This is a genomic window from Variovorax sp. GW821-FHT09D04, from assembly GCF_059416405.1.
This window is the reverse complement of record NZ_JBWKPA010000014.1, coordinates 96,326-116,698: the sequence shown is the minus strand read 5'-3', so window position 1 is coordinate 116,698 and position 20,373 is coordinate 96,326. Positions and strand designations below refer to the sequence as shown.

The 20,373-nt window shown below is 70.6% G+C and carries 20 protein-coding genes; 8 read left to right on the top strand and 12 right to left on the bottom strand.

The window, feature by feature from the left end:
* The 11 genes from AC07O4_RS29275 to AC07O4_RS29225 form a co-directional block, all read right to left on the bottom strand.
* Positions 1 to 621, bottom strand: a complete 621-nt coding sequence (locus tag AC07O4_RS29275) for a CHAP domain-containing protein (protein WP_495306344.1) — start codon at positions 619 to 621, stop codon at positions 1 to 3.
* 72 nt (positions 622 to 693) lie between these two features.
* Positions 694 to 1,806, bottom strand: a complete 1,113-nt coding sequence (locus tag AC07O4_RS29270) for a class II histone deacetylase (protein ID WP_495306343.1) — start codon at positions 1,804 to 1,806, stop codon at positions 694 to 696.
* A complete protein-coding gene (locus tag AC07O4_RS29265) occupies positions 1,803 to 2,837 on the bottom strand; it encodes a branched-chain amino acid ABC transporter permease (protein WP_495306342.1) in 1,035 nt (344 codons plus the stop codon). The genes AC07O4_RS29270 and AC07O4_RS29265 overlap by 4 nt, the downstream gene beginning before the upstream one ends.
* A gap of 10 nt (positions 2,838 to 2,847) precedes the next feature.
* Positions 2,848 to 3,714, bottom strand: a complete 867-nt coding sequence (locus tag AC07O4_RS29260) for a branched-chain amino acid ABC transporter permease (protein ID WP_095743322.1) — start codon at positions 3,712 to 3,714, stop codon at positions 2,848 to 2,850.
* 13 nt (positions 3,715 to 3,727) lie between these two features.
* Positions 3,728 to 4,426, bottom strand: coding sequence for an ABC transporter ATP-binding protein (locus tag AC07O4_RS29255; protein WP_495302213.1), 699 nt, complete (start codon positions 4,424 to 4,426; stop codon positions 3,728 to 3,730).
* On the bottom strand, positions 4,413 to 5,168 hold the full coding sequence (locus AC07O4_RS29250) for an ABC transporter ATP-binding protein (RefSeq protein WP_495273101.1): 756 nt from the start codon (positions 5,166 to 5,168) through the stop codon (positions 4,413 to 4,415). The genes AC07O4_RS29255 and AC07O4_RS29250 overlap by 14 nt, the downstream gene beginning before the upstream one ends.
* Positions 5,165 to 6,475, bottom strand: a complete 1,311-nt coding sequence (locus AC07O4_RS29245; protein ID WP_159273605.1) for an ABC transporter substrate-binding protein — start codon at positions 6,473 to 6,475, stop codon at positions 5,165 to 5,167. The genes AC07O4_RS29250 and AC07O4_RS29245 overlap by 4 nt, the downstream gene beginning before the upstream one ends.
* Before the next feature lie 107 nt (positions 6,476 to 6,582).
* Positions 6,583 to 7,566, bottom strand: a complete 984-nt coding sequence (locus tag AC07O4_RS29240) for a Bug family tripartite tricarboxylate transporter substrate binding protein (RefSeq protein ID WP_495306341.1) — start codon at positions 7,564 to 7,566, stop codon at positions 6,583 to 6,585.
* Between the two features lie 65 nt (positions 7,567 to 7,631).
* The gene (locus AC07O4_RS29235; protein ID WP_495306340.1) at positions 7,632 to 9,086 is read right to left on the bottom strand and encodes an amidase; all 1,455 of its coding nucleotides are present in this window, start codon (positions 9,084 to 9,086) and stop codon (positions 7,632 to 7,634) included.
* A 101-nt stretch (positions 9,087 to 9,187) separates the two neighbouring features.
* Complete coding sequence (locus tag AC07O4_RS29230; RefSeq protein WP_159273608.1) at positions 9,188 to 10,183, bottom strand: helix-turn-helix domain-containing protein; 996 nt, start codon at positions 10,181 to 10,183, stop codon at positions 9,188 to 9,190.
* 125 nt (positions 10,184 to 10,308) lie between these two features.
* Positions 10,309 to 10,839: a MarR family winged helix-turn-helix transcriptional regulator gene (locus AC07O4_RS29225; RefSeq protein ID WP_495273105.1), complete on the bottom strand. Its 531-nt coding sequence runs from the start codon at positions 10,837 to 10,839 to the stop codon at positions 10,309 to 10,311.
* Positions 10,840 to 10,982: 143 nt separating this feature from the next.
* On the opposite strand from AC07O4_RS29225, the gene AC07O4_RS29220 reads away from it, so the two are divergent.
* From AC07O4_RS29220 to AC07O4_RS29185, 8 genes are read left to right on the top strand one after another with little or no spacing between them, the layout of a single operon-like run.
* Entirely contained in the window at positions 10,983 to 12,425 is a 1,443-nt protein-coding gene (locus AC07O4_RS29220; protein WP_495306339.1) for an NAD-dependent succinate-semialdehyde dehydrogenase, read from the top strand.
* Positions 12,426 to 12,454: 29 nt separating this feature from the next.
* Positions 12,455 to 13,846: an aminotransferase class III-fold pyridoxal phosphate-dependent enzyme gene (locus AC07O4_RS29215; protein ID WP_495306338.1), complete on the top strand. Its 1,392-nt coding sequence runs from the start codon at positions 12,455 to 12,457 to the stop codon at positions 13,844 to 13,846.
* A complete protein-coding gene (locus AC07O4_RS29210; protein WP_495306337.1) occupies positions 13,843 to 15,087 on the top strand; it encodes a Tm-1-like ATP-binding domain-containing protein in 1,245 nt (414 codons plus the stop codon). The genes AC07O4_RS29215 and AC07O4_RS29210 overlap by 4 nt, the downstream gene beginning before the upstream one ends.
* Positions 15,084 to 15,755, top strand: a complete 672-nt coding sequence (locus AC07O4_RS29205; RefSeq protein WP_495306336.1) for an HAD-IA family hydrolase — start codon at positions 15,084 to 15,086, stop codon at positions 15,753 to 15,755. Before AC07O4_RS29210 ends, AC07O4_RS29205 begins: the two co-directional genes overlap by 4 nt.
* An 11-nt stretch (positions 15,756 to 15,766) precedes the next feature.
* On the top strand, positions 15,767 to 17,158 hold the full coding sequence (locus AC07O4_RS29200) for a transaminase (protein WP_495306335.1): 1,392 nt from the start codon (positions 15,767 to 15,769) through the stop codon (positions 17,156 to 17,158).
* Positions 17,155 to 17,952 carry an SDR family oxidoreductase gene (locus AC07O4_RS29195; RefSeq protein ID WP_495306334.1) on the top strand — a complete coding sequence of 266 codons (798 nt, stop codon included), beginning with the start codon at positions 17,155 to 17,157 and terminating at the stop codon, positions 17,950 to 17,952. The genes AC07O4_RS29200 and AC07O4_RS29195 overlap by 4 nt, the downstream gene beginning before the upstream one ends.
* The gene (locus tag AC07O4_RS29190) at positions 17,949 to 18,719 is read left to right on the top strand and encodes an SDR family NAD(P)-dependent oxidoreductase (protein WP_495306333.1); all 771 of its coding nucleotides are present in this window, start codon (positions 17,949 to 17,951) and stop codon (positions 18,717 to 18,719) included. Before AC07O4_RS29195 ends, AC07O4_RS29190 begins: the two co-directional genes overlap by 4 nt.
* A 54-nt stretch (positions 18,720 to 18,773) precedes the next feature.
* A complete protein-coding gene (locus tag AC07O4_RS29185; RefSeq protein WP_062479768.1) occupies positions 18,774 to 19,193 on the top strand; it encodes a hypothetical protein in 420 nt (139 codons plus the stop codon).
* A 19-nt stretch (positions 19,194 to 19,212) separates the two neighbouring features.
* On the opposite strand, the gene AC07O4_RS29180 is transcribed toward AC07O4_RS29185, so the two are convergent.
* Positions 19,213 to 20,298 (bottom strand): ABC transporter substrate-binding protein, encoded by a 1,086-nt coding sequence (locus AC07O4_RS29180; RefSeq protein WP_495306332.1) that lies wholly within the window; start codon positions 20,296 to 20,298, stop codon positions 19,213 to 19,215.
* Positions 20,299 to 20,373: the final 75 nt, after the last annotated feature.

Sequence of the window (20,373 nt, the reverse complement as noted above, 5' to 3'; positions counted from 1 at the left end):
TCAGGATTTGGAGGAGGGGGCGGGCAGCCGCAGCCACCCGAGCACGCGCTCGGTGCCCAGGTGCGTGCGGCCTTCAGCGAGCGCCAGCGGCAGGCGCTCGCGCGAGGTGCCGAAGGGCCCCGGGTTCTGCTGCACGATCTCGACCGCGTCGGCGTCCACGCGCGACACGATCGCCACGTGGCCGTAGGGATTGAAGAGCCACGGCGCGAACACGACGATGTCGCCCACGGCCGGCGCACTCGCGCCGCCGTTGCGGTGCTGCACCAGGTTGCGTGCGGCGTTCAACGCGCCGTCCGCCACGGCCGCGTCGAAGAAGGCCTTGGCGTGCCCGCGCGCCTCGGGCATGCGGTGCTGGTGCCGCTCGTAGTAGTAGCGCTTGACGAACTCCACGCACTGCCAGCGCAGGCCGATGTTGTAGCCGTCGGGCGCCACGCTGCGCCCGTCGATGTGGTTGATGGCGCCGTTGTAGTACACCGGCACGCCCTCGAACTGGTCGATCACCTCGCCGGGTGCGTGCGTCGGGTTGACGTTGAAGCGGCTCGCGGCCCACAGGCCGAGCAGGGCGACGAGGACGAGGGCAGAGAGAACGACGACGGTGCGGCGAGTGATGAAACGGGGCATGGACGGTGAAGCAGGACGCGCGGCCACGGGCCGGCAGCGACGAGCTTAGTCCATGCAAAGACCCGCTTAGCCTCAGAGCCCGTGCAACGCCGCCATCTCGCCAATCAATTCACGCTGGAACGCATCGAAGCGCGCCGAGGGCTGCTGCAGCCCGAAGAAGTCGCTGAACGGGTCTTCCACCTCGGTGCGGTGGCCCGACAGTTCTTCCACCACCGCCAGTCCGCAGAAGGGCACGCAGGCTTCCGAGTAGCCGCCTTCGTGCACCACCACCACGCGCCCGTCGCAATGCTTCGCGGCCAGCGCGTTGACCCGCCGCATCATCTGGCGGAACGACTCGGGGTGCAGCTGCATGCGCGCCAGCGGATCGACGCCGTTGGCGTCCAGCCCGCTCGCGACCACGATCAGCTCGGGTCGGTAGCGGTCGATCACCGGCGTCACGATGCGCTCGAAGGCGTGCATGTAGGCCGCGTGACCGCCGCCGGGCTGCAGCGGGATGTTGACGTTGAAGCCCAGCCCCGCGCCCGTGCCGCGGTCTTCGGCGCCGCTGTAGCCGGGCGGGAAGCAGTTCTCCTGGTGCAGCGACAGCGTGAGCACGTCGGGGCGGTCGTAGAAGATCTCCTGCGTGCCGTTGCCGTGGTGCACGTCCCAGTCGATCACGGCCACGCGGCCCAGGCCGTGGTGCGCCTTCATGGTCTCGATGGCCACCGCGATGTTGTTGAACAGGCAGAAACCCATGCTGTGCTCGCGCAGGCAGTGGTGGCCCGGCGGGCGCGTGAGCGCAAAAGCGTTGCGGTGGCGGCCCTGCAGCACGCTGTCCATCGCGGCAATGGCCAGGCCAGTCGAGAGCTTCGCGATCTCGTAGCTGCCCGGGCCGAAGGGCGCCACCTCGCCCAGGTCGCCGCCGCCGGCGTCGCTGGCGGCCTTGAACTTCTGCAGGTAACCCGCGGGGTGCACGCGCTGCAGGTCTTCTTCGCTGGCCATCGGCGCGCTCAGCACGTCGAGCTGCGCGCTCAGGCCCGACACGTCCATCAGCGACTTGATGCGCCGCTTGGAATCGGGCGACTCGGCCATGCCGCTGCCGGCCATGGGCTGCACCCAGCCGCCCACCGGCAGGAACAGGGCATGCAGCCCGCCGGGCACGTGCCAGAAGGTGCGTTCGTCGTGAAAGAAGGCGGTGGTCTTCATGCGGTGCGTCCTTGTTGCGTGGAGGGAGGAAGAGGTGCGGAAAGCGAGGCTTCGTCGCGCGGTGGTGGATGGCGCTGCACGCTCAGGCCGCGCCAGCCCCAGCGTTCGCGCGCCAGCCCCCACAGGCCGCGCGGTGCCAGCAGCATGACAGCGATGGCGATGCAGCCCATCGCGATCAGGTACCAGCCGCCCGACATCGCGAACCAGGTGTTGAACAGCTCGCGCAGCCCGAAGTAGATGACGGTGCCGATCAGCGGCCCCTCGATGGTGCCGATGCCGCCGATGATCACGATGAACATCGCCGTCACCACCCAGTTGATGTCGAAGGCCGAGTCGGGCGAGACGAACATCGTGCCCATGAAGTGCGCCCCGCCGGCCAGCCCGAAGCCCAGCCCCGACAGCACGAAGGCGATGAAACGGTTGCGCCACACGTTCACGCCGATGCTCGTGGCGGCCAGTTCGTTGTCGCGCACCGCCATCAGCCCCAAGCCGAAGGGCGAGCGCATCAGCAGGTACACGCCGGCCACTGCCGCCAGGCCGATGGCGCCCGAGATCCAGAACGCGTTCTGCTGGAAGCTCTCGGCCTCCACCAGCCGCACCGCCTGCAGCGGCACGCCCGACTCGCCGCCGAACAGCGGGAACTTGGCGACCAGCAGCCGCACGATCTCGGCCAGCACCCACATGCCGATCGAGAAGTAGGCGTCGCGCAGGCGGAACATCAGCGGCGCCACCACGGCGGCCAGCAGCGCGCCGCCCAGGCCTGCCACGGGCACCATCCAGTAGGGCGAGATGCCCAGCCGGTCGGAGGCCACGAACAGCACGTAGGCGCCGATGCCGGCAAAGGCCTGGTGGCCCATCGACACCAGCCCGGTGTAGCCGGCCAGCAGGTTCCACATCTGGGCCATGGCCAGCGTGATCAGCACCTCGCTGAGCAGGCGCAGCAGGCCGCCGTCGGCCACGGTGGGCGCGAAGGCGATGGCAAGGGCCGCGGCGGTGAAGCCGACCCAGGGGGCGAGGGACGGAGGACGCATCGAAGTCATCTCAGGTACGTGCGCCAGCGATGCCGTTGGGGCGCACCATCAGGACCGCGAAGAACAGCAGGTGGGCGTACAGCGCGCCCGCGTTGGAGTCGAGCCGCTGGCCCACGAGCTGCGCCACGCCCAGCGCGATGCCGCCGACCAGCGCCCAGCGAAACGAGCCCATGCCGCCGATGATCACGACCTCGAATGCGCCCAAGAGCCGCTCCACGCCCGAGAAGGGCGTGAACGAGGTGCGCAGCGCCAGCAGCAGCCCCGCCACCGACGCGAAGGCCAGCGACAGCCCCATCACCACCGCATACACATGGCGCGGGCGCACGCCCATCGTGCGCACGATCTCGCGGTGGTCCGAGGTGGCGCGCACCACCAGCCCGAAGCGCGAGTGCTGCAGCAGCCACTGCAGCGCGCCGAAGGCCAGCACCGCGAGCACCAGCACCAGCACCGGGTACCAGCCGATGCGCAGCCCGCCGATCTCGAAGCCCGCCGTGGCCAGCGCGCCGCCGTCCAGCGCGCGCGGGTCGGCGCCGAACAGCTCGACCATCAGGTTGCGCAGCACCACCGCGATGCCGAAGGTGACCAGCACCGGCGTGAGCGGATCGTCGGTGGCCACCGCGCGGTTCAGCAGCAGCCGCTGCAGCAGGTAGCCCATGCCGAAGGCCGCCAACGCCACCGGCGCGATGAAGAAGAGCGGCGACACGCCGGGGAACTGCGTGGCCAAAAAGACCGCGAAGTACGCCGCCAGCACCACGAACTCGCCGTGCGCGAGGTTGACCATGCGCATCACGCCGAAGACCAGCGCCAGCCCGAGGCCGAAGAGCGCATAGAGGCCGCCGAGCAGCACGCCGTTGATGAGGGTTTCGAGCCAGGCCATGGTGGGGAGGTGTTCAGTGTCCGAAGTAGGCGTTGGCGATCTGCGCGGCGCTGAAGTCGCTCGCGCGGCCCGCCAGCGTGACGCGGCCCTTGAGCAGGCAGTACACGCGCTGCGCGATGCGGCAGGCGCGCGTCACGTCCTGCTCCACCACCAGCAGCGCCGTGCCCTGCGCGCGGATGTCGCCGAAGGCGCGGTAGATCTGCTCGATGACCACCGGCGCCAGGCCCAACGAGATCTCGTCGCACAGCATCAGGCGCGGGTTGGCCATGAGCGCGCGGCCGATGCTCACCATCTGCTGCTGCCCGCCCGACAGCTGCGTGGCCGGCCGGTGGCGAAACTCCTGCAGGATGGGGAACAGCGCGTACACCGTGGGCAGCGTCCAGTGGCCGGTCCGGCCGCACAGCGCGCCCATGCGCAGGTTTTCTTCCACGGTGAGCGAGGGGAACAGCATCCGCCCCTCGGGCACCAGCGCGATGCCGCGGCGCGCGATGCGCTCGGCCGGCTCGGCCTCGATGGCCTGGCCGTCGAATCGGATGGCGCCACGGCTGCGCGAGCCCAGCCCGGCAATGGCGCGGATCAGCGTCGACTTGCCCGCGCCGTTGGCGCCGATGAGCGCGGTCGCTTCACCTTCCGCCACGTCGAGCGAGAGGTCGAACAGCGCCTGCAGGTCGCCGTAGTGGCTGCACAGGTCACGCACTTCAAGCAGCGGCATGGGTGTGCTCCTCTTGTGCGTCTTCATCGCCCACGCCCATGTAGACCTCGCGCACCTCGCGGCTGGCCATGGCGGCGGCGGGTGTGTCTTCCAGCAGCTTGCGGCCGAAGTTCAGCACCATGATGCGATCGGCCACGGCCATCAAGGCCTGCGCGATGTGTTCGATCCAGATCATCGCCACGTCCTGCTTCAGCTCGAGCACCAGCGCCACCAGCACCTGCACTTCGGCCTCGGTGAGGCCGCCGGCGATCTCGTCGAGCAGCAGCAGGTGCGGCCGCGCCGCCAGGCCCTTGGCCAGTTCGAGCCGCTTGCGGTCCAGCAGCGGCAGGCGGCCGGCCGGCACGTCGGCGCGGTCGGCCAGCCCGGTGCGTTCCAGCACGGCCCAGGCCTGGCGCGCGGCCTGCGCGCGCGGCAGCCGCGCGGCGAATGTGGCGGCGGCCAGTGCGTTCTCGTAGGCACTCAGGTGTGCGAAGGGCTGCGGGATCTGGAAGGCGCGCGCCACGCCCAGCCGCGCCCGCGCATCGGCGCGCAGACCGACCAGCTCGCGGCCTTCGAGGCGGATGCTGCCGGCATCGGGCACGGCCACGCCGGTGATCAGGTTGAACAGCGAGCTCTTGCCCGCGCCGTTCGGCCCGACCACGCCCAGGCACTCGCCGCGCGCGAGCGAGAGCGCCACCTGGTCGGCCACGACGATCTCGCCGTAGCGCTTGCACAGGCCGTCGATGACGAGGCAATCGCTCATGCAGCCTTGAGCTGCGACAGCAGCTTGAGCTCGTCTTCCACCGGAATCTGCTTGGCCGTGCTGTTGTGCGTGATGACCAGCTCGTACGGAAACTTGCTGCCCGCCTTGGTCTTGCGCCACTGGCCCGCCACCATCGGCGTGACGGCCACGCTCTTGATCGGGCTGCCCTTGAAGTCGATGCGCCCCACCACCGAATCGAGCTGCAGGTTGGCCAGCGCGTCGCGCACGGCCTTCTTGTCCTTCGGGTTGGTGGCGTTCTTCAGCGCGGCGATGCCGACCTCGAACAGCGCGTGGCCGTAGCCGATGGGCTGCGTCCATTGCTTGCCGGTGGTGGCCTCCCAGTCGGCCGCGAGCGCCTTGGCGCTCTGGCCCGTGAGCGACGATTTGAACGGGAAGTTGGGCGTCCACCAGACCTCGGTCGACATGCCGTTGCCCGCCGCGCCCAGCGACTCCACCGCGCTCGGGAACAGGAACGACGCGGCCATCGTCACCACCTCGGGCCGGTAGCCCGCCTGCTGCGCCTGCTTCCAGAAGGTGGCGAAGTGGTTGGCGTAGGCAAAGCCCGAGACGATGTTCGCGCGCGCCGCCTTGAAGCTGGACACCTGGTTGCTGAAGTCGTCGGTCGCGATCTTGAAGAAGCCGCCGTTGGTCTCCTTGTAGCCGCGCTGTTTCGCGCCGCCCGGGATGCCCGTGGCCGGATCGGCGAAGGCGTGGCCCGGGCCGTTGTCGATGTACAGCGTGCCCAGCGTGCGCTCCACCTTCAGCGGCTCCCACATGCCGAAGAAGTTCTTCAGCACGTCGTCGGCGCCCCAGAAGAAATGGAAGGAGAACGGAAAACCTTTTTGCGGCGTGGAGCCGCGCCCGAAGGTGATGGCCTGCCACGGCCCCATGGTCGACACCATCGGCACGCCGTTGACGTCGCACAGCTGGCCGGCGGCCAGCGCGGCGTCGCTGTCCTGCACCAGCAGCAGGTCGACCTTCTCGCGCAGCAGCAGTTCGCTGGACATGGTGGCGCCGCGGTTGGCGTCGGACTGCGTGTCGCGCACCACGATCTCCACCTTGTAGGTCGTGCCGCCGATGGTCAGGCCGTCTTTCAGCGTGGCGCGCACGCGCTCCAGGCTCCACGGGTCGGCCTCGCCGAAGTTGGCGCGAACGCCCGACAGCGTGGTGAGGTAGCCGATCTTGATGGTCTTCGATTGCGCATGCGCCAGCGCAGGCACGCCGGCCAGCGCGGCCGCGCCGCCGCCGATGACGAGTTGGCGGCGCGTGAGGGCGCCGGAGGCTGCGGGGAAAAGGTCGGCGGACATGGAGGTTCTCCTTGGCGGATGAAGGATGGACAGGTCCGCATCCTCTCTCTGCGCGCCGCCGCGGCGTTATCGAAAACTGGCAAAACGCGGGCCCGTGCCCGCGGATGTCATTCAGGCCGCAGGTTGACCGACTTGGCGATGGCGCGGTAGCGCTCCATGTCGGCCTGGTAGCCGCGGCGCAGCTCGGCCAGCGTCTGTTCGGGCGCCACCTTGCTGCCGCCGAGTTCCAGCGCGCGGCGCAGTTCGGGCTTGAGCATCATCTGGTTGAAGGCCGTGTGCAGCCGCTGCTGCGCTTCCTCGGGCACACGGTGCGACACCTGGATGCCCGCCCACAGGCTGTAGACGAAGTCGTCCAGCCCCTTGCTGTTGCGGATCAGCGGAATGGCGGTGAAGCGCTCGTGCGGCGCCGAGGCCGCGATGCCCAGCGCCTTGACCTTGCCGGCGTCCAGCAGGTCGGGCACGTTGCCGGCCAGCGGCGCAAACACCAGGTCGATCTGCCCGCCCAGCAGGTCGTTCACCAGCGGCGCGAAGCCCTTGTAGGGCACGTGCAGCATCTTGGTGCCCGTCTGCTGCATGAAGCGCTCGCCCAGCAGGTGGTAGAGCGAGCCGGGGCCGATGCTGCCGTAGCTCAGCTCTTTCGTGTCGGGGCGGCGCAAGAGCGCGATGAGTTCGTCGACGCTGCCCGCGCCCAGGTCCTTGCGCGCCAGCAGCACCATCGAGGTGACGGCCATCACGCCGATGGGGCGGAAGTCTTCGGCCTTGTAGCGCGCGCTGCTGAGCGTGAGCGGCGTGAGCATCAGCTCCATCGGCGAACCCAGCAGCAGTGCCGTGCCGTCGGCCGGTGCGTTGGCCGCCTTCAGCACGCCGAGCGAGCCGCTGGCGCCGGGCACGTTGTCGACGATCGCCGGCTGGCCCAGCAGCCGCGACAGCTCGGGCGCGGCCAGGCGCGCGTTGATGTCGGAGCCGCCGCCCGCGGGGTAGGGCACGATCAGGTTCAGGGTCTTGCCCCCCAGGCCCTGCGCCAGGGCGGGCAGGGCGAAGGGGGACAGGCCGGCGGCCAGGCCGGCAGCAATCAGCGAACGTCTGCGCATGGGTTCTCTCCTCGGGTTGTGTGAGATGTGTCGGAGTACGGAAAACGGGGGGCTTGTTGTTGCCGCTACGGCTGCAGCAGCGGCGGCTGCACGTTCGCGAAGGGCACGGCCTGGTGCCAGCCGTGCGCCATGCGCAGCACGTCGAGGTCGGCGCCGGGGCGGCCGATGAGCTGCAGGCCCATCGGCAGGCCGCGCGTGCCCTCGGCCTGCGAGAAGCCGGCCGGGATCGCCATCGCGGGCAGGCCGGCGAGCGAGGGGCCGATGGTCACTTCCATCCAGCGGTGGTAGGTGTCCATGGCGCGACTGCCGACCTCGCGCGGCCAGTGCACGTCGGCCGGCAGCGGGAACACCTGCGCGGCCGGCAGCACCAGGAAGTCGAAACGTTCGAAGAGCTGCAGCAGCGCGGCATGCCACTGCGTGCGCGTGACCGCGGCCTCATGCAGCGCGGCGGCGCTCAGACGCTCGCCCTGCTCGATCTCCCAGCAGGCCTCGGGCTTGAGCTGCGCGCGCGTGGCCGGGTCGGCATGCAGCCCGCGCAGCGCGCCAGCCACGATGAAGCCGCGCAGACGCAGCCAGGCGGTCCACAGGGCGTTGAAGTCGAAGGCGGGCACGGCGGGTGCGACGCTGCAGCCCAGCGTGTCGAAATGCCGCAGCGCCGATTCGCACAGCGCCATCACGCCCGGGTCCATCGGCAGGTGGCCGCCGAGGTCGCCGAGCCACGCGATGCGCTGGCCGCGCAGTTCCGCATCGAGCGGTTGCGCGAAGGCCTCGCCGTCGCCCGCCAGGCTCAGCGGCGAGCGCGCGTCGTAGCCGGCCTGCACCGACAGCAGCCAGGCCACGTCCTCGGGCGTGCGGCCCATCGGCCCTTCGCAGCCCAGCTGCTGGAAGAACAGCTCCGGTCCCGGCCCGGTGGGCACGCGGCCCAGCGAGGGACGCAGGCCGTAGACGTGGTTCCAGGCCGCGGGGTTGCGCAGCGAGCCCATCATGTCGCTGCCGTCGGCCACCGGCAGCATGTGCAGCGCGAGCGCCACCGCGGCGCCGCCGCTGCTGCCGCCGGCTGCGTGGTCGAGGTTCCATGCGTTGCGCGTGGTGCCGAATACCGTGTTGTAGGTGTTCGATCCCAGGCCGAACTCGGGTGTGTTGCTGCGGCCCACGAAGAGCGCGCCGGCGCGGCGCAGGCGCTCGACCATGATCGCGTCGTGCGGCGTGACCTGCCTGGCGAACACCGGGCTGCCCATGGTGGTCGGCAGGCCGGCGGTGGCGACGAAATCCTTCGGCGCCATCGGGAAGCCGTGCAGCCGGCCCACCGCGTCGCCGCGCGCCAACTGCGCATCGCAGGCATCGGCCTGGCGCAGCATCTCCTCGGGCGGTTGCAGCGACACCAGTGCGTTGACCTGCGGGTTGAGGCGCTCGATGCGCGCGAGGCAGGTCTGCATCAGTTCGCGGCACGAGAGCTCACGGCGTTGCAGGGCGGCGGCGAGCGAACGGGCGCTGGGAAGGGGTGGCAGCGTGGCGGACATATGGCGGTCAACGATAGCGACCGCCTCCGCAAGCAGGTATCAAAAAACGGCAAAACTGGCGCTCCGAAAACCGAGGGATTCCCCTCGGCCCGTGCACCGGATCAGTGCCTCGTGAGCGCCGCGCCGCGCAGCGTCTGCGAGGGCAGCTCGCCGAACTGGCGCCGGTAGTCCGTCGCGAACTGGCTCAGGTGCCAGAAGCCCCAATGCGCCGCGATGTCCTGCACCGAGCGCGACTCGGGCCGCTTCAGTGCGCGGCGCACGCCGTTCAGGCGCAGTGCCCGCAGGTAGCGCGCGGGGCTCAGGCCCAGCGTTTCCTGGAAGCAGTAGTTCAGCTTGCGCTGGCTCGCGCCGATGCGGCTGCACACCTGCAGCATCGACAGCGGTTCGTCGGGCCGCGACATCATCAGCTCGCAGGCGCGGCGCACCACGCGGCGGTGCGCCTCGGTGGAACGCAGCTCGCGCAGGTCGACGTCTTCGGGCAAGGCGTTGAGCCAGGCCAGCAGCACGTCGTCGCGCAGCTGCACCGTGGCGACGGGGTCGTCGAGCAGGCCGGGCATCGCGTCGAGCGCAGAGAAGGCGCCGCGCAAGGTGCCGCGCAGCGACTGCATGGTGGGGTCGTCGAAGTGCAGCACCACGCGCCGCTCGAGCCAGGCCGGCGGCGCGCGGTCGTTCAGGCGTTCGGTGAGCGACTGCAGCAGCGCGTTGTCGACCACGATGCCCGTCAGCTCGAAGCCCGGCGGGCTGCACAGGTCGAGCTCGTCGCAGCGCCCGACCATCACCGACTCGGTGTCCAGCCGCTGGCCCGAGAAGCGCGCCTCGCCGTCCTGCCGGCAGGTGAGGGCGAAGCCGCAGCAGTCGGGGTTCATCTCGCCATGCTGGCGCAGCGCGCGGTTGGTGGTCTCGCGCACCAGCCGCAGGCCGGGCAGTTGCACGTGGTCGAGAAAGCCGGCGAAGCTGCCGCCCGAGAGCATGTCGCACGCCAGGTGCCAGCCGTTCTGGCCGCTGGCGTAGGCGTCGATGTCGTGCGTGGACAGGGTCCAGCGCGTCGCGACGGTGGGGGCGGGGGCAGGAAGAACGGAGGCGGTCTGGCTGGTCATGGCGGTCCGGCGAAGCGGTGGCAGGGGTGCGAAGACCCGTGCCGGAAGCAATCTCCAGACCAGATTGTTTCGTTGACAACGATCTTAAAGTGACAGGGCAAACCCCTAAGCCACCCGACCGTGGCCTATTCGAGCTCGCCGCTGGGCTCGAAGCCGGTGGTGCTGTCGAACAGCTTCTGCACGATGGTCTGCAGCACCTGGCGCTCGTCGGCCGTGAGCTGCGAGAACAGGCGCTGCGCCGTGTCGTGCGCCAGCGGCACCATGTCGCGGTACAGCGCCAGGCCTTCTTCCTCGAGCGACACGATGACCTTGCGGCGGTCGTCGGCCGAGGGGTGCATGTTGGCCAGCCCCAGGTCCACCAGCCGGTGCTGCGCGCGGCTCACGCGGGCCTTGTCCATGCTCGTCTTCTGTGCAATTTCGAGCGCCGACAGCGCACCGTACTTGCCCAGCACCACGACGATGCGCCACTCCGGAATCTGCAGCGAGAAGCGGCTGGCGATCGACTGGCCCACCGTCTGGCTCACGCGGTTGGCGACCACCGAGAGTTGAAAGGGCAGGAAGGTCTCGAGGTCGAAGGCCGGGGCGCTCGCGGCATTGCTGCGTGCCTTGGGAAGGGCCTTGGCGCTCGGTCGGGAAGGGGTGCGTGAACGGGGCACGGTGAGGTCGTGGCGTGGAGGCGTCGTGAAAGAAGATCGGCGCGGACAGTATAGGAAGGCCTTTGCGCATCACGCACGAGGCCGCGCGAGGTTTGCCAGTTTTCGATAACGCGGCAAGGGGCTCGCTCCCTATCGTGCAGGGCATGGACTACCCTGAACTCGCACTGCACATCGCCGGCCAATGGCGCACGCAGACCGCCGGCGGCCGCCGCGCGGTCGTCAACCCTGCCACTGAAGAAGTCATCGCGCAGCTGCCGCTGGCTGGCCGCGACGAACTCGCCGAAGCAGCCGCGTCCGCGCGCCGCGGCTTCGTGCAGTGGCGCGGCAAGAGCGCCCTCGAACGCTGCAACATCATGCGCGCCGCCGCGCAGAACATCCGCGAACAGGCGAAGACGATTGCGCACGTGCTCACGCTCGAGCAAGGCAAGCCGCTGGCCGAGTCGCTGCGCGAGGTCACGCTCTCGGCCGACATCATCGACTTCCAGGCCGAGGAGGCCAAGCGCCTGTACGGGCGCCTCGTGCCACCGCGCGTCGAGGGCATCCTCTCGCAGTCGGTGATGCGCCAGCCGGTGGGGCCGGTGGCGGCCTTCACGCCGTGGAACTTTCCGGCCAACCTGCCGGCGCGCAAGCTCGCGAGCGCACTGGCCGCGGGCTGCAGCGTGGTCATCAAGCCGGCGGAAGAAACGCCGGGCACCTGCATGCTGCTGGTGCGCGCCTTTCTCGACGCGGGCGTGCCGCCCGACGCACTGAACATGGTGTGCGGCGACCCGGCCGAGGTGTCGTCCTTCCTCATCGACCATCCGGCCATCGCCAAGGTGTCGTTCACCGGTTCGGTGGCCGTGGGCAAGCTGCTGGGCGAGCAGGCGGCGCGGCATGTGAAGCGCTTCACCGGCGAACTGGGCGGCCACGCGCCGGTGATCGTCTGCGACGACGCCGACTTTCCGTTCGCGCTCAAGCAGTCGCTGGCCGCCAAGTTCCGCAACGCGGGCCAGGTGTGCGCGTCGCCGATCCGCTTCTACGTGCCGCGCGCCCGCTTCGGCGAATGGAGCGACGCCTTCGTGCAGGCCGCGCGCGCGCTGCGCCTGGGCGAGGGCACCGACCCCGCCACGCAGATGGGCCCGCTCGCGCACGCGCGCCGCATCGAGGACATGCAGCGCTTCGTCGACGACGCCGTGGAGCGCGGCGCGCAGCTGCTGTGCGGCGGCCACCGCGTGCAGCGCCCCGGCTTCTTCTTCGAGCCCACCGTGATCGCGAACGCACCGGCCGACAGCCGCGTGATGCGCCAGGAGCCCTTCGGCCCCATCGCCGTGCTGCAGCCCTACGACACGCTCGACGAAGCCATCGCGCAGGCCAACGCCTTGCCCTACGGCCTGGGCGCCTACGCCTTCACGCGCGACCTGCACACCGCGCACCGCCTGGGCGACGCGCTCGAGGCCGGCATGGTCGGCATCAACCACTTCGGCGTCTCGCAGCCCGAGATGCCCTTCGGCGGCTGGAAGGAAAGCGGCATCGGCCAGGAGATGGGCGCCGAAGGCCTGCTGCACTACACCGAGGTCAAGACCCTCACCGTCGGCGTGCCGTCCTGAGCACACACCCCATACTTCCGGAGACCTGCATGACAACGACCGAAGCCGCCGCCGTGGCGGCGCTCAAGCAAGACAACGCCCAGTACCTGTGGCACCCCATGGCGCATCCGCAGGCGATGCAGAAGACCAAGCCCGACATCATTGCGCGCGGCCAGGGCTGCTGGATCTGGGACGTCGATGGCCACAAGATGCTCGACGGCGTCGGCGGACTGTGGGCCGCGAACCTGGGCCACAGCAACAAGCCCGTGCGCGACGCCATCGTGGCGCAGCTGGACGAGCTGCCCTTCTACAACGTGTTCCGCGGCACCACGCACCCGCGCGCCATCGAGCTGTCGGCGCGCCTGGTCAAGACCATGGAGCCCGACGGCGTGGCCGCCGTGTTCTTCAGCAACGGCGGCTCCGATGCAGTGGAGGGCGCGCTCAAGCTCGCGCGCCAGTACTGGAAGCTCAAGGGCCAGGCCGACCGTTTCAAGTTCATCGCGCTGCGCCAGGGCTACCACGGCGTGCACTTCGGCGGCATGAGCGTGAACGGCAACCTGAACTTCCGCCGCGCCTACGAGCCGCTGCTGCCCGGCTGCTTCCATGTCGACACGCCCTGGCTCTACCGCAACCCCTACACGCAGGACCCGGAAGAACTCGGCGAGATCTGCGCCACGCAGTTGGAACGCGAGATCCAGTTCCAGGGCCCCGACACCGTGGCCGCCTTCATTGCCGAGCCGATCCAGGGCGCGGGCGGCGTGATCGTGCCGCCGTCCAACTACTGGCCGCGCGTGCGCGAGATCTGCGACAAGTACGGCGTGCTGCTCATCGCCGACGAGGTCGTCACCGGCTTCGGCCGTGGCGGCGCCATGTTCGGCACGCGGCTGTGGAACGTGAAGGCCGACCTGTGGTGCCTGGCCAAGGGCATCTCGTCGGGCTACGTGCCGCTGGGCGCCACCGCCATCGGCAACAAGGTGGCCGAGGTCTTCCTCAACGACCCCACGGGCCAGGCCGCGGTGGGCCACGGCTACACCTACAGCGCGCACCCTGTGGCGGCAGCCGCCGCACTCGCCACGCTGGACCAGATCGAGGCACTCGACGTGCCCGGCAACGCGGCGCGCGTGGGCGCGCATTTCCAGGCGCGCGTGCGGCCCTTCGTCGACAAGTTCAGCTTCGTCGGCGACGTGCGCGGCATGGGCCTCATGCTGGGCATCGAGATGGTGGCCGACAAGGCCACGCGCACCACGCTGCCGCGCGGCAACCCGATCGCCGCGAAGGTGGCGCAGGCGGCCTACCAGCGCGGGTTGATGGTGCGCATCTCGGGGCCGAACCTCATCCTCTCGCCGCCGCTGGTCATCACGCGCGAGGAGGTGGACTTCATGGTCGATGCGCTCGAAGGCGCATTTTCCGACGTACAGGCCGACGTGGAAGCGACGCTGTGAGTGCATCGCCCACGATCCTGCTGATCGGCACCGCCGACACCAAGAGCGCCGAGCTGCTGTTCATGCGCGAGTGCATCGAGGCCGGCGGCGGCCGCGTCGTCGTGATGGACGTGGGCGTGCTCGACGGCGCGCCCTTCACGCCGGACATTCCCAACACCGAGGTGGCCGCCGCTGCCGGCAAGACCGTCGCCGAGGTGGCGCAAAGCGGCGACGAGAACAGCGCCATGACATTGATGGCGCGCGGTGCCGCGAAGCTCGCCGCGCGCTGGCAGGCCGAGGGCCGCATCGACGGCCTGCTCGCGCTGGGCGGCACCATGGGCACCGACCTCGCGCTCGACGTGGCGCAGGCGCTGCCGCTGGGCGTGCCGAAGGTGCTGGTGTCGACCATCGCCTACTCGCACCTGCTGCCGCCCGAGCGCATCCCGCCCGACCTCATCATGGTGCTGTGGGCCGGCGGGCTCTACGGCCTCAACAGCCTGTGCCGCTCGGCCCTGAGCCAGGCCGCAGGCGCGGTGCTCGGCGCCTGCCGCCAGGCCTGCGTGCCGGCCTTCGAGAAGCCGCTGGTGGGCATGACCTCGCTGGGCTCCAGCGCGCTCACCTACATGAAGACGCTCAAGCCCGCGCTCGAAGCGCGCGGCTACGAGGTCGCCGTGTTCCACACCACCGGCATGGGCGGGCGCGCCTTCGAGGCGCTGGCCGCCGAGGGCCGCTTCTGCGCGGTGATGGATTTCAGCCTGCAGGAGCTGGCCAACCAGCTCGGCGGCTCGTGCGTGACGGCCGGGCCCGACCGCCTGCTCGGCGCCGGCCGCGCGGGCACGCCGCAGATCGTCGCGCCCGGCGCCATCGACATGCTCGACTACCCGGCCTGGCAGTCCACGCCCGAAGGCCTGGAAGGGCGGCCCACGCACATCCACAACCGGCTGCTGGCCTCGGCGCTCAGCGTGCCCGCGTTCCGCCGCGATGTGGCGAGCGAGATCGCGCGCCGCCTCGCGCGCGCCGAGGGCGCCACCTGCCTGCTGATGCCGCTGCAGGGCATCGAAGGCTGGGACCGCCCCGGCGAGCCGTTGCACGACCCCGAAGGCCTCGCGGCCTTCACCGAAGCGCTGCGTGGCAGCGTCGACCCGGCGCGGCTCGTCGAACTCGATGCGCACATCAACGACAGCGCCTTCTGCGACGCCGCATTGCAGGTGTTCGATGCCTGGGTGGCCGACGGCACCGTGCCCGCAGGGAGCCGCGCATGAGCCCCGCCGCGCAAGCCCTCGTGCTCGACTTCGGCGGCGTCATCAGCCGCACGCTGTTCGAGACCCACGCCCTCACCGAAGAGGCGCTGTCGCTGCCGCGCGGCGCGCTGACCTGGCGCGGCCCCTTCGACCTCGCGAGCGATCCGCTGTGGCGCGACATGCAGGCCGACAAGCTTTCGGAGCGCGACTACTGGATGGCGCGCACGCGCGAAGTGGGCGCGCTGGTCGGCGAACGCTGGGACCGCATGGAGACCTTCGTGCAGCGCGCACGCGGCGCCGACCCCGAGGCCGCGATCCGCCCCGAGGCGCTCGCGGCCATCGAGGCGGCGCGGCGCGCCGGTTGTCGGCTCGCGATTTTGTCGAACGAGCTCGACCTGTTCTACGGCGCGGGCTTCCGCCAATGCCTGCCCTTCATGAGCGCCTTCGACGTGGTGGTCGATGCCACGCACACCGGCATCCTCAAGCCCGATGCGCGCGCCTACCAGCAGTGCCTGGACCAGCTCGGCCTGCCCGCCGACGCCTGCGTGTTCGTCGACGACCAGCTGCGCAACATCGCCGGCGCGCAGCGCGTGGGCCTGCGCACCGTGCACTTCGACGTGATGCATCCGGGCGCGAGCTACGCGCAGGCCCTCTCGATGCTGGGCGTTTCTCCTTCTTCTTCCCTTTGACCGAGTTTGCGATGACCCCGACCTTCGAACCCACCGTGCCGCGCGAGCGCGTGCAGGCCCTGATGCAGGCCGAACAAGACCGCTATGCGCGCACCCACGCGCGCAGCGGCGAACGCTTTGCGCAGGGCCAACAGGCCTGGCTCTACGGCGCGCCCTCGCACTGGATGCGCCGCTGGATCGGCGGCTGGCCCCTGTACGTGCAGGACGCACAGCTGCCCTACGGCGCGCGCTTTGTCGACGTGGACGGCAACGGCTACGCCGACTTCTGCCTCGGCGACACCGGCGGCATGTGCGGCCACGGCCACCCGGCGGTGGTCGAGGCGCTGACACGGCAGGCGCGCGTGGGCAGCTCGCTGATGCTGCCCACCGACGACGCGGCCTGGGTCGGCGAAGAGCTGTCGCGCCGCTTCGGCCTGCCGTACTGGAACCTCACGACATCGGCCTCGGACGCCAACCGCGCCTGTATCCGGCTGGCGCGCATGGTCACGGGCCGGCCGCGCGTGCTGGTGTTCTCGGGCTGCTACCACGGCTCGGTGGAAGAGGCGCACGTGGAGCTGCGCGACGGCGCCGTCGCGATGCGCAACGACATCCACCCCAACGGCTTTCCGCACGAGCAGCTGTCGGCCGTGGTCGAGTTCAACGACGTGCCCGCGCTGGAGCGCGCGCTGCGCGCCGGCGACGTGGCCTGCGTGCTGGCCGAGCCGGCCATGACCAACTACGGAATGATCGCGCCCGCGCCCGGCTTCCACGACGCGCTGCGCCGCCTCACGCGCGAGACCGGCACGTTGCTCGTCATCGACGAGACGCACACCATCTCCAGCGGCCCCGGTGGCTACACGCGCCAGCACGGGCTCGACCCCGACATGTTCGTGATCGGCAAGGCCATCGCCGGCGGCATTCCCGCCGCCGCCTTCGGGCTCAGCGCCGAAACCGCCGAGCGCGTCTGGCAGGTGCTGCCCAAGCTGCACCCGACGAAGCGCCAGTCGGCGCACGCCGGCTTCGGCGGCACGCTGGCGGGCAACGCGCTCACCGTGGCCGTGATGCGCGCGGTGCTCTCGCAGGTGCTCACGCCCGAAGCCTTCGATCGCATGCTGGTGCTCGCGCAGCGCCTGGCCGAAGGTGTCAACGCCAGCATCGCGGCTGCGGGATTGCCGTGGCATGCGACGCAGGTCGGCGCGCGCGTGGAGACGCTGTTCTGTGCCGACGCACCGCGCAACGCGAGCGACGTGCGCCGCACGCGCGACGGCGAGCTCGAAGCGCTGCTGCACCTGTACATGATGAACCGCGGCGTGCTCATCACGCCCTTCCACAACATGATGCTGTGCTGCCCCGGCACCACCGAGCGCGAGGTCGACGAGCACAACGCGGCCTTCGCCGAGTTCGTGCGGGAGTGCAAGGGATGAGCACGGCCGACCTCTTCGGCCTGCAGGGCAAGGTGGCGCTGGTCACCGGCGGCGGGCGCGGCATCGGCGCGGCCATCGCGCAGGTGTTCGCCGAAGCCGGGGCCTCGGTGCTCATCGCCAACCGCACCGGCAGTGCGGGCGAGGCCGTGGCGGCGGAGCTGCGCGCGCGCGGCTTCGCGGCGCAGGCGATGGCCTGCGACATCGGCCGGCGCGACGAGGCCGAGCGCGCGGTGGCCGAGGCGGTGCGCGTGTTCGGCGCGCTCGACATCGTGGTCCACAACGCGGCCGTGAATCCCTGGGCCGCCATCGACGCGATGACCGACGAGCAGCTCGAGCACACGCTGGCCGTCAACCTCAAGGCCTGCTTCTGGCTCACGCAGGCCGCTGTGCCGCACCTGCGTGCGCGCGGCGGCGGGCGGCTGCTCGTCACCTCGTCGGTGACCGGGCCGCGCGTGGCCATGCCGGGCAGCGCGCACTACGCGGCCAGCAAGGCCGGCGTGAACGGCTTCATCCGCACCGCGGCGCTGGAGTACGCGCGCGAGGGCATCACCGTGAACGGCGTGGAGCCGGGCTACATCGCCAAGCAGGGCGGCTCACTGCTGTCCGACCCGGCCAAGGCCGCGCGCATCGCGCGCCACATCCCGGCCGGCGAACTGGGGCGGCCCGAGGACATCGCCTACGCGATGCGCTTCCTGGCGAGCCCGGCGGCGCGCTACATCACGGGGCAGACGATCGTGGTCGATGGCGGCTCGACGCTGCCTGAGAGTCCGTTCTTCGCGGAGGCATCGGAATGACCGCGCGCCTGCACGGCAAGGCCTGCCTCGTCGTCGGTGCAGCGACCGGCATCGGCGCCGCCGTGGCCGCGCGTTTCGCGGCCGAGGGCGCGCGCGTCGCGGTGGCCGGCTGGCCGCGTCCGCAGCCCGTGGGCGAGGGCCCGGCCTTCGAGTGCGACGTGACCGACGACGCGGCGGTGCGCGCCACCGTGGCCGCGGTGCAGGCCGCGTTCGGGCGCATCGACGTGCTGGTGAACTGCGCCGGCATCGTGCGCAATGACGACGCGGCCGACATCGACGACGGCGACTGGCAGCGGCTGCACGAGGTCAACCTCGGCGGCACCATGCGCTGCCAGCGCGCGGTGCTGCCCGGCATGGTTGCGCGGGGCGGTGGCGCCATTGTCAACATCGCCTCGGTCGCGGCCTTCAACGCCGGCGCGGGCATGGCCAGCTATGCGTCCAGCAAGGCTGGCGTGGTCGCGCTCACGCGCTCGGCCGCGCAGGCCTACGGCTCGCACGGCGTGCGCGTGAACGCCCTGTGCCCCGGCTGGGTCGACACGCCCATGAGCCGCCAGGAGATGCGCGACCTGGCCGCCGAACGCGGTATCGACGAGGACGCCGCGCGCGCGCAGACGGTGGCGCGCATCGCGCTGGGCCGCATGGCCACGCCCGAGGAAATGGCCGCCGCCTGCCTGTTCCTGGCCAGCGACGAGGCCTCGTTCGTGACCGGCGTGGCGCTGGTGGCCGATGGCGGGGCGCGGGTGCCTGCGGCCGCACGCGCGGTGTAGGAGACGCGTCGCCCGCCCGGGCGTATGCTTGCGCGCCGCGGAGGGTTTTCAAAGATGCTTCCCATCGTCGTTGCGCTCATGGCGACCGTCATCCTGCTGGTCTGGATGGGGTTCTTCATGATGGGCTCGCTGCCCTTGCTCGTGCTCTCGCACGACACCCCGCTGGATTCGCGCTTCATCCGCGGCCTGTTCAACGTCTACTACGTGGCCGTGGTGCTGACCGCGAGCGCGGCGGCGCTCAGCTACGCGTGGTGCGGCAAGCCCTTCTTCGCGGTCGGCATGGCCTTCATTGCCGGACTGGCCTTCGCGCTGCGCCGCTGGCTCATCATTCCGCGCATGGACCTGCTGCGCCACACGATCCCGGCCACGGACACGTCGATCGTGCAGTTCCGCAAGCTCCACATCGCGGGCATGGTGCTCAACGTGATGCAGCTGGGCACGGTGGCCTGGGCGCTCACGCAGCTGGGGCTGTGAGCAGACCCGGCCTCTGTCTCTAACGCAGGAACCGCCCTTCCTTCGTCACCCGCACCATCTCGATGAAGCGCGAGCCCGTGTTGCTGGCGCCGGTGAAGTCGATCTCCATGTTGCCGATGCGCAGCTTCATCGCCTTCAGCGTGGCGTGCAGCTTTGCGCGCGTGAGGTCGCGGCCGGTGCGGCGCAGGGCCTCGATCATCACGAGCGCGTTCACATAGCCTTCGTAGCTGAGGTAGCCGATGTCGACCTTCGCACGCTCGGCCAGCTGGCGGAACTCGCGCGCGGTGGCGTCGACCTCGCTCCAGGGGTAGGGCACGATCTGCGAGATGGCCAGGCCGCTGGTCTTGTCGCCGACGAGCTTGGCGGTGACGTCGCCCGGCACGATCGACATGCCGTAGAACATCTGGCGCCCGCCGGCAGTCCAGGCGCTCTTCATGACCTCGCCGCCGATGCCGCCGCCCAGGTACATGAGCACGGCCTGGGCCTGGCTGTCGGCCAGCGCCTTGCCTGCGGCCTCGTTGGTCGTGCCGTCGCCCTTCACGGGCACCGCGGCCACGGGCTTGAGCTTGAGCGTGTCGAGCGCCGCCTCGACCAGCCGCGCCACTTCGGCGCCGCCGGGGTTGTCCAGGTAGGCCACGGCAATGCGCGAGACGCCGATGGTCGTCAGGTGCTGCACCAGCGCCTGCGCCTCGCGCGCGAAGGTGGCGCGCACGAAGTAGCCTGCGCCGGCGACCTTCTCGCGCGCCGAGTCCGACACCGCGTAGCCGCCCACCATCGGCGCGCCGCTCTGCCCCAGCACCTTGGCCGCGGCGGCCGTGGTGCCCGAGCCCACGCAGCCGAAGAAGGCGAAGGCGCGGTGCTCGGCGAGCAGCTTCTCGTAGTTGGCGACGGCCTTCTCGGGCTTGAGCTCGTCGTCGAGCGAGACCAGCTTGAGCTTGCGGCCCGCGAGCCCGCCCTGCGCATTGACTGCGTCGAAGGCCAGCCCGGCGCCGGCCATCACGACCTTGATCGGCACGCCCAGCGGCCCGCTCAGGATGCCGGTGTGGCCGAGGACGATCTCGCCGTCGCTGACGCCGTTCTCGGCGGCCAGGGCGGTGGAAGGCAAGGAAAGGAGGGGGCCGAGTCCGGCCGTCGCCGCGGCCGAGGCGGCGAGAAAACGTCTGCGATGCATGGAACCGAT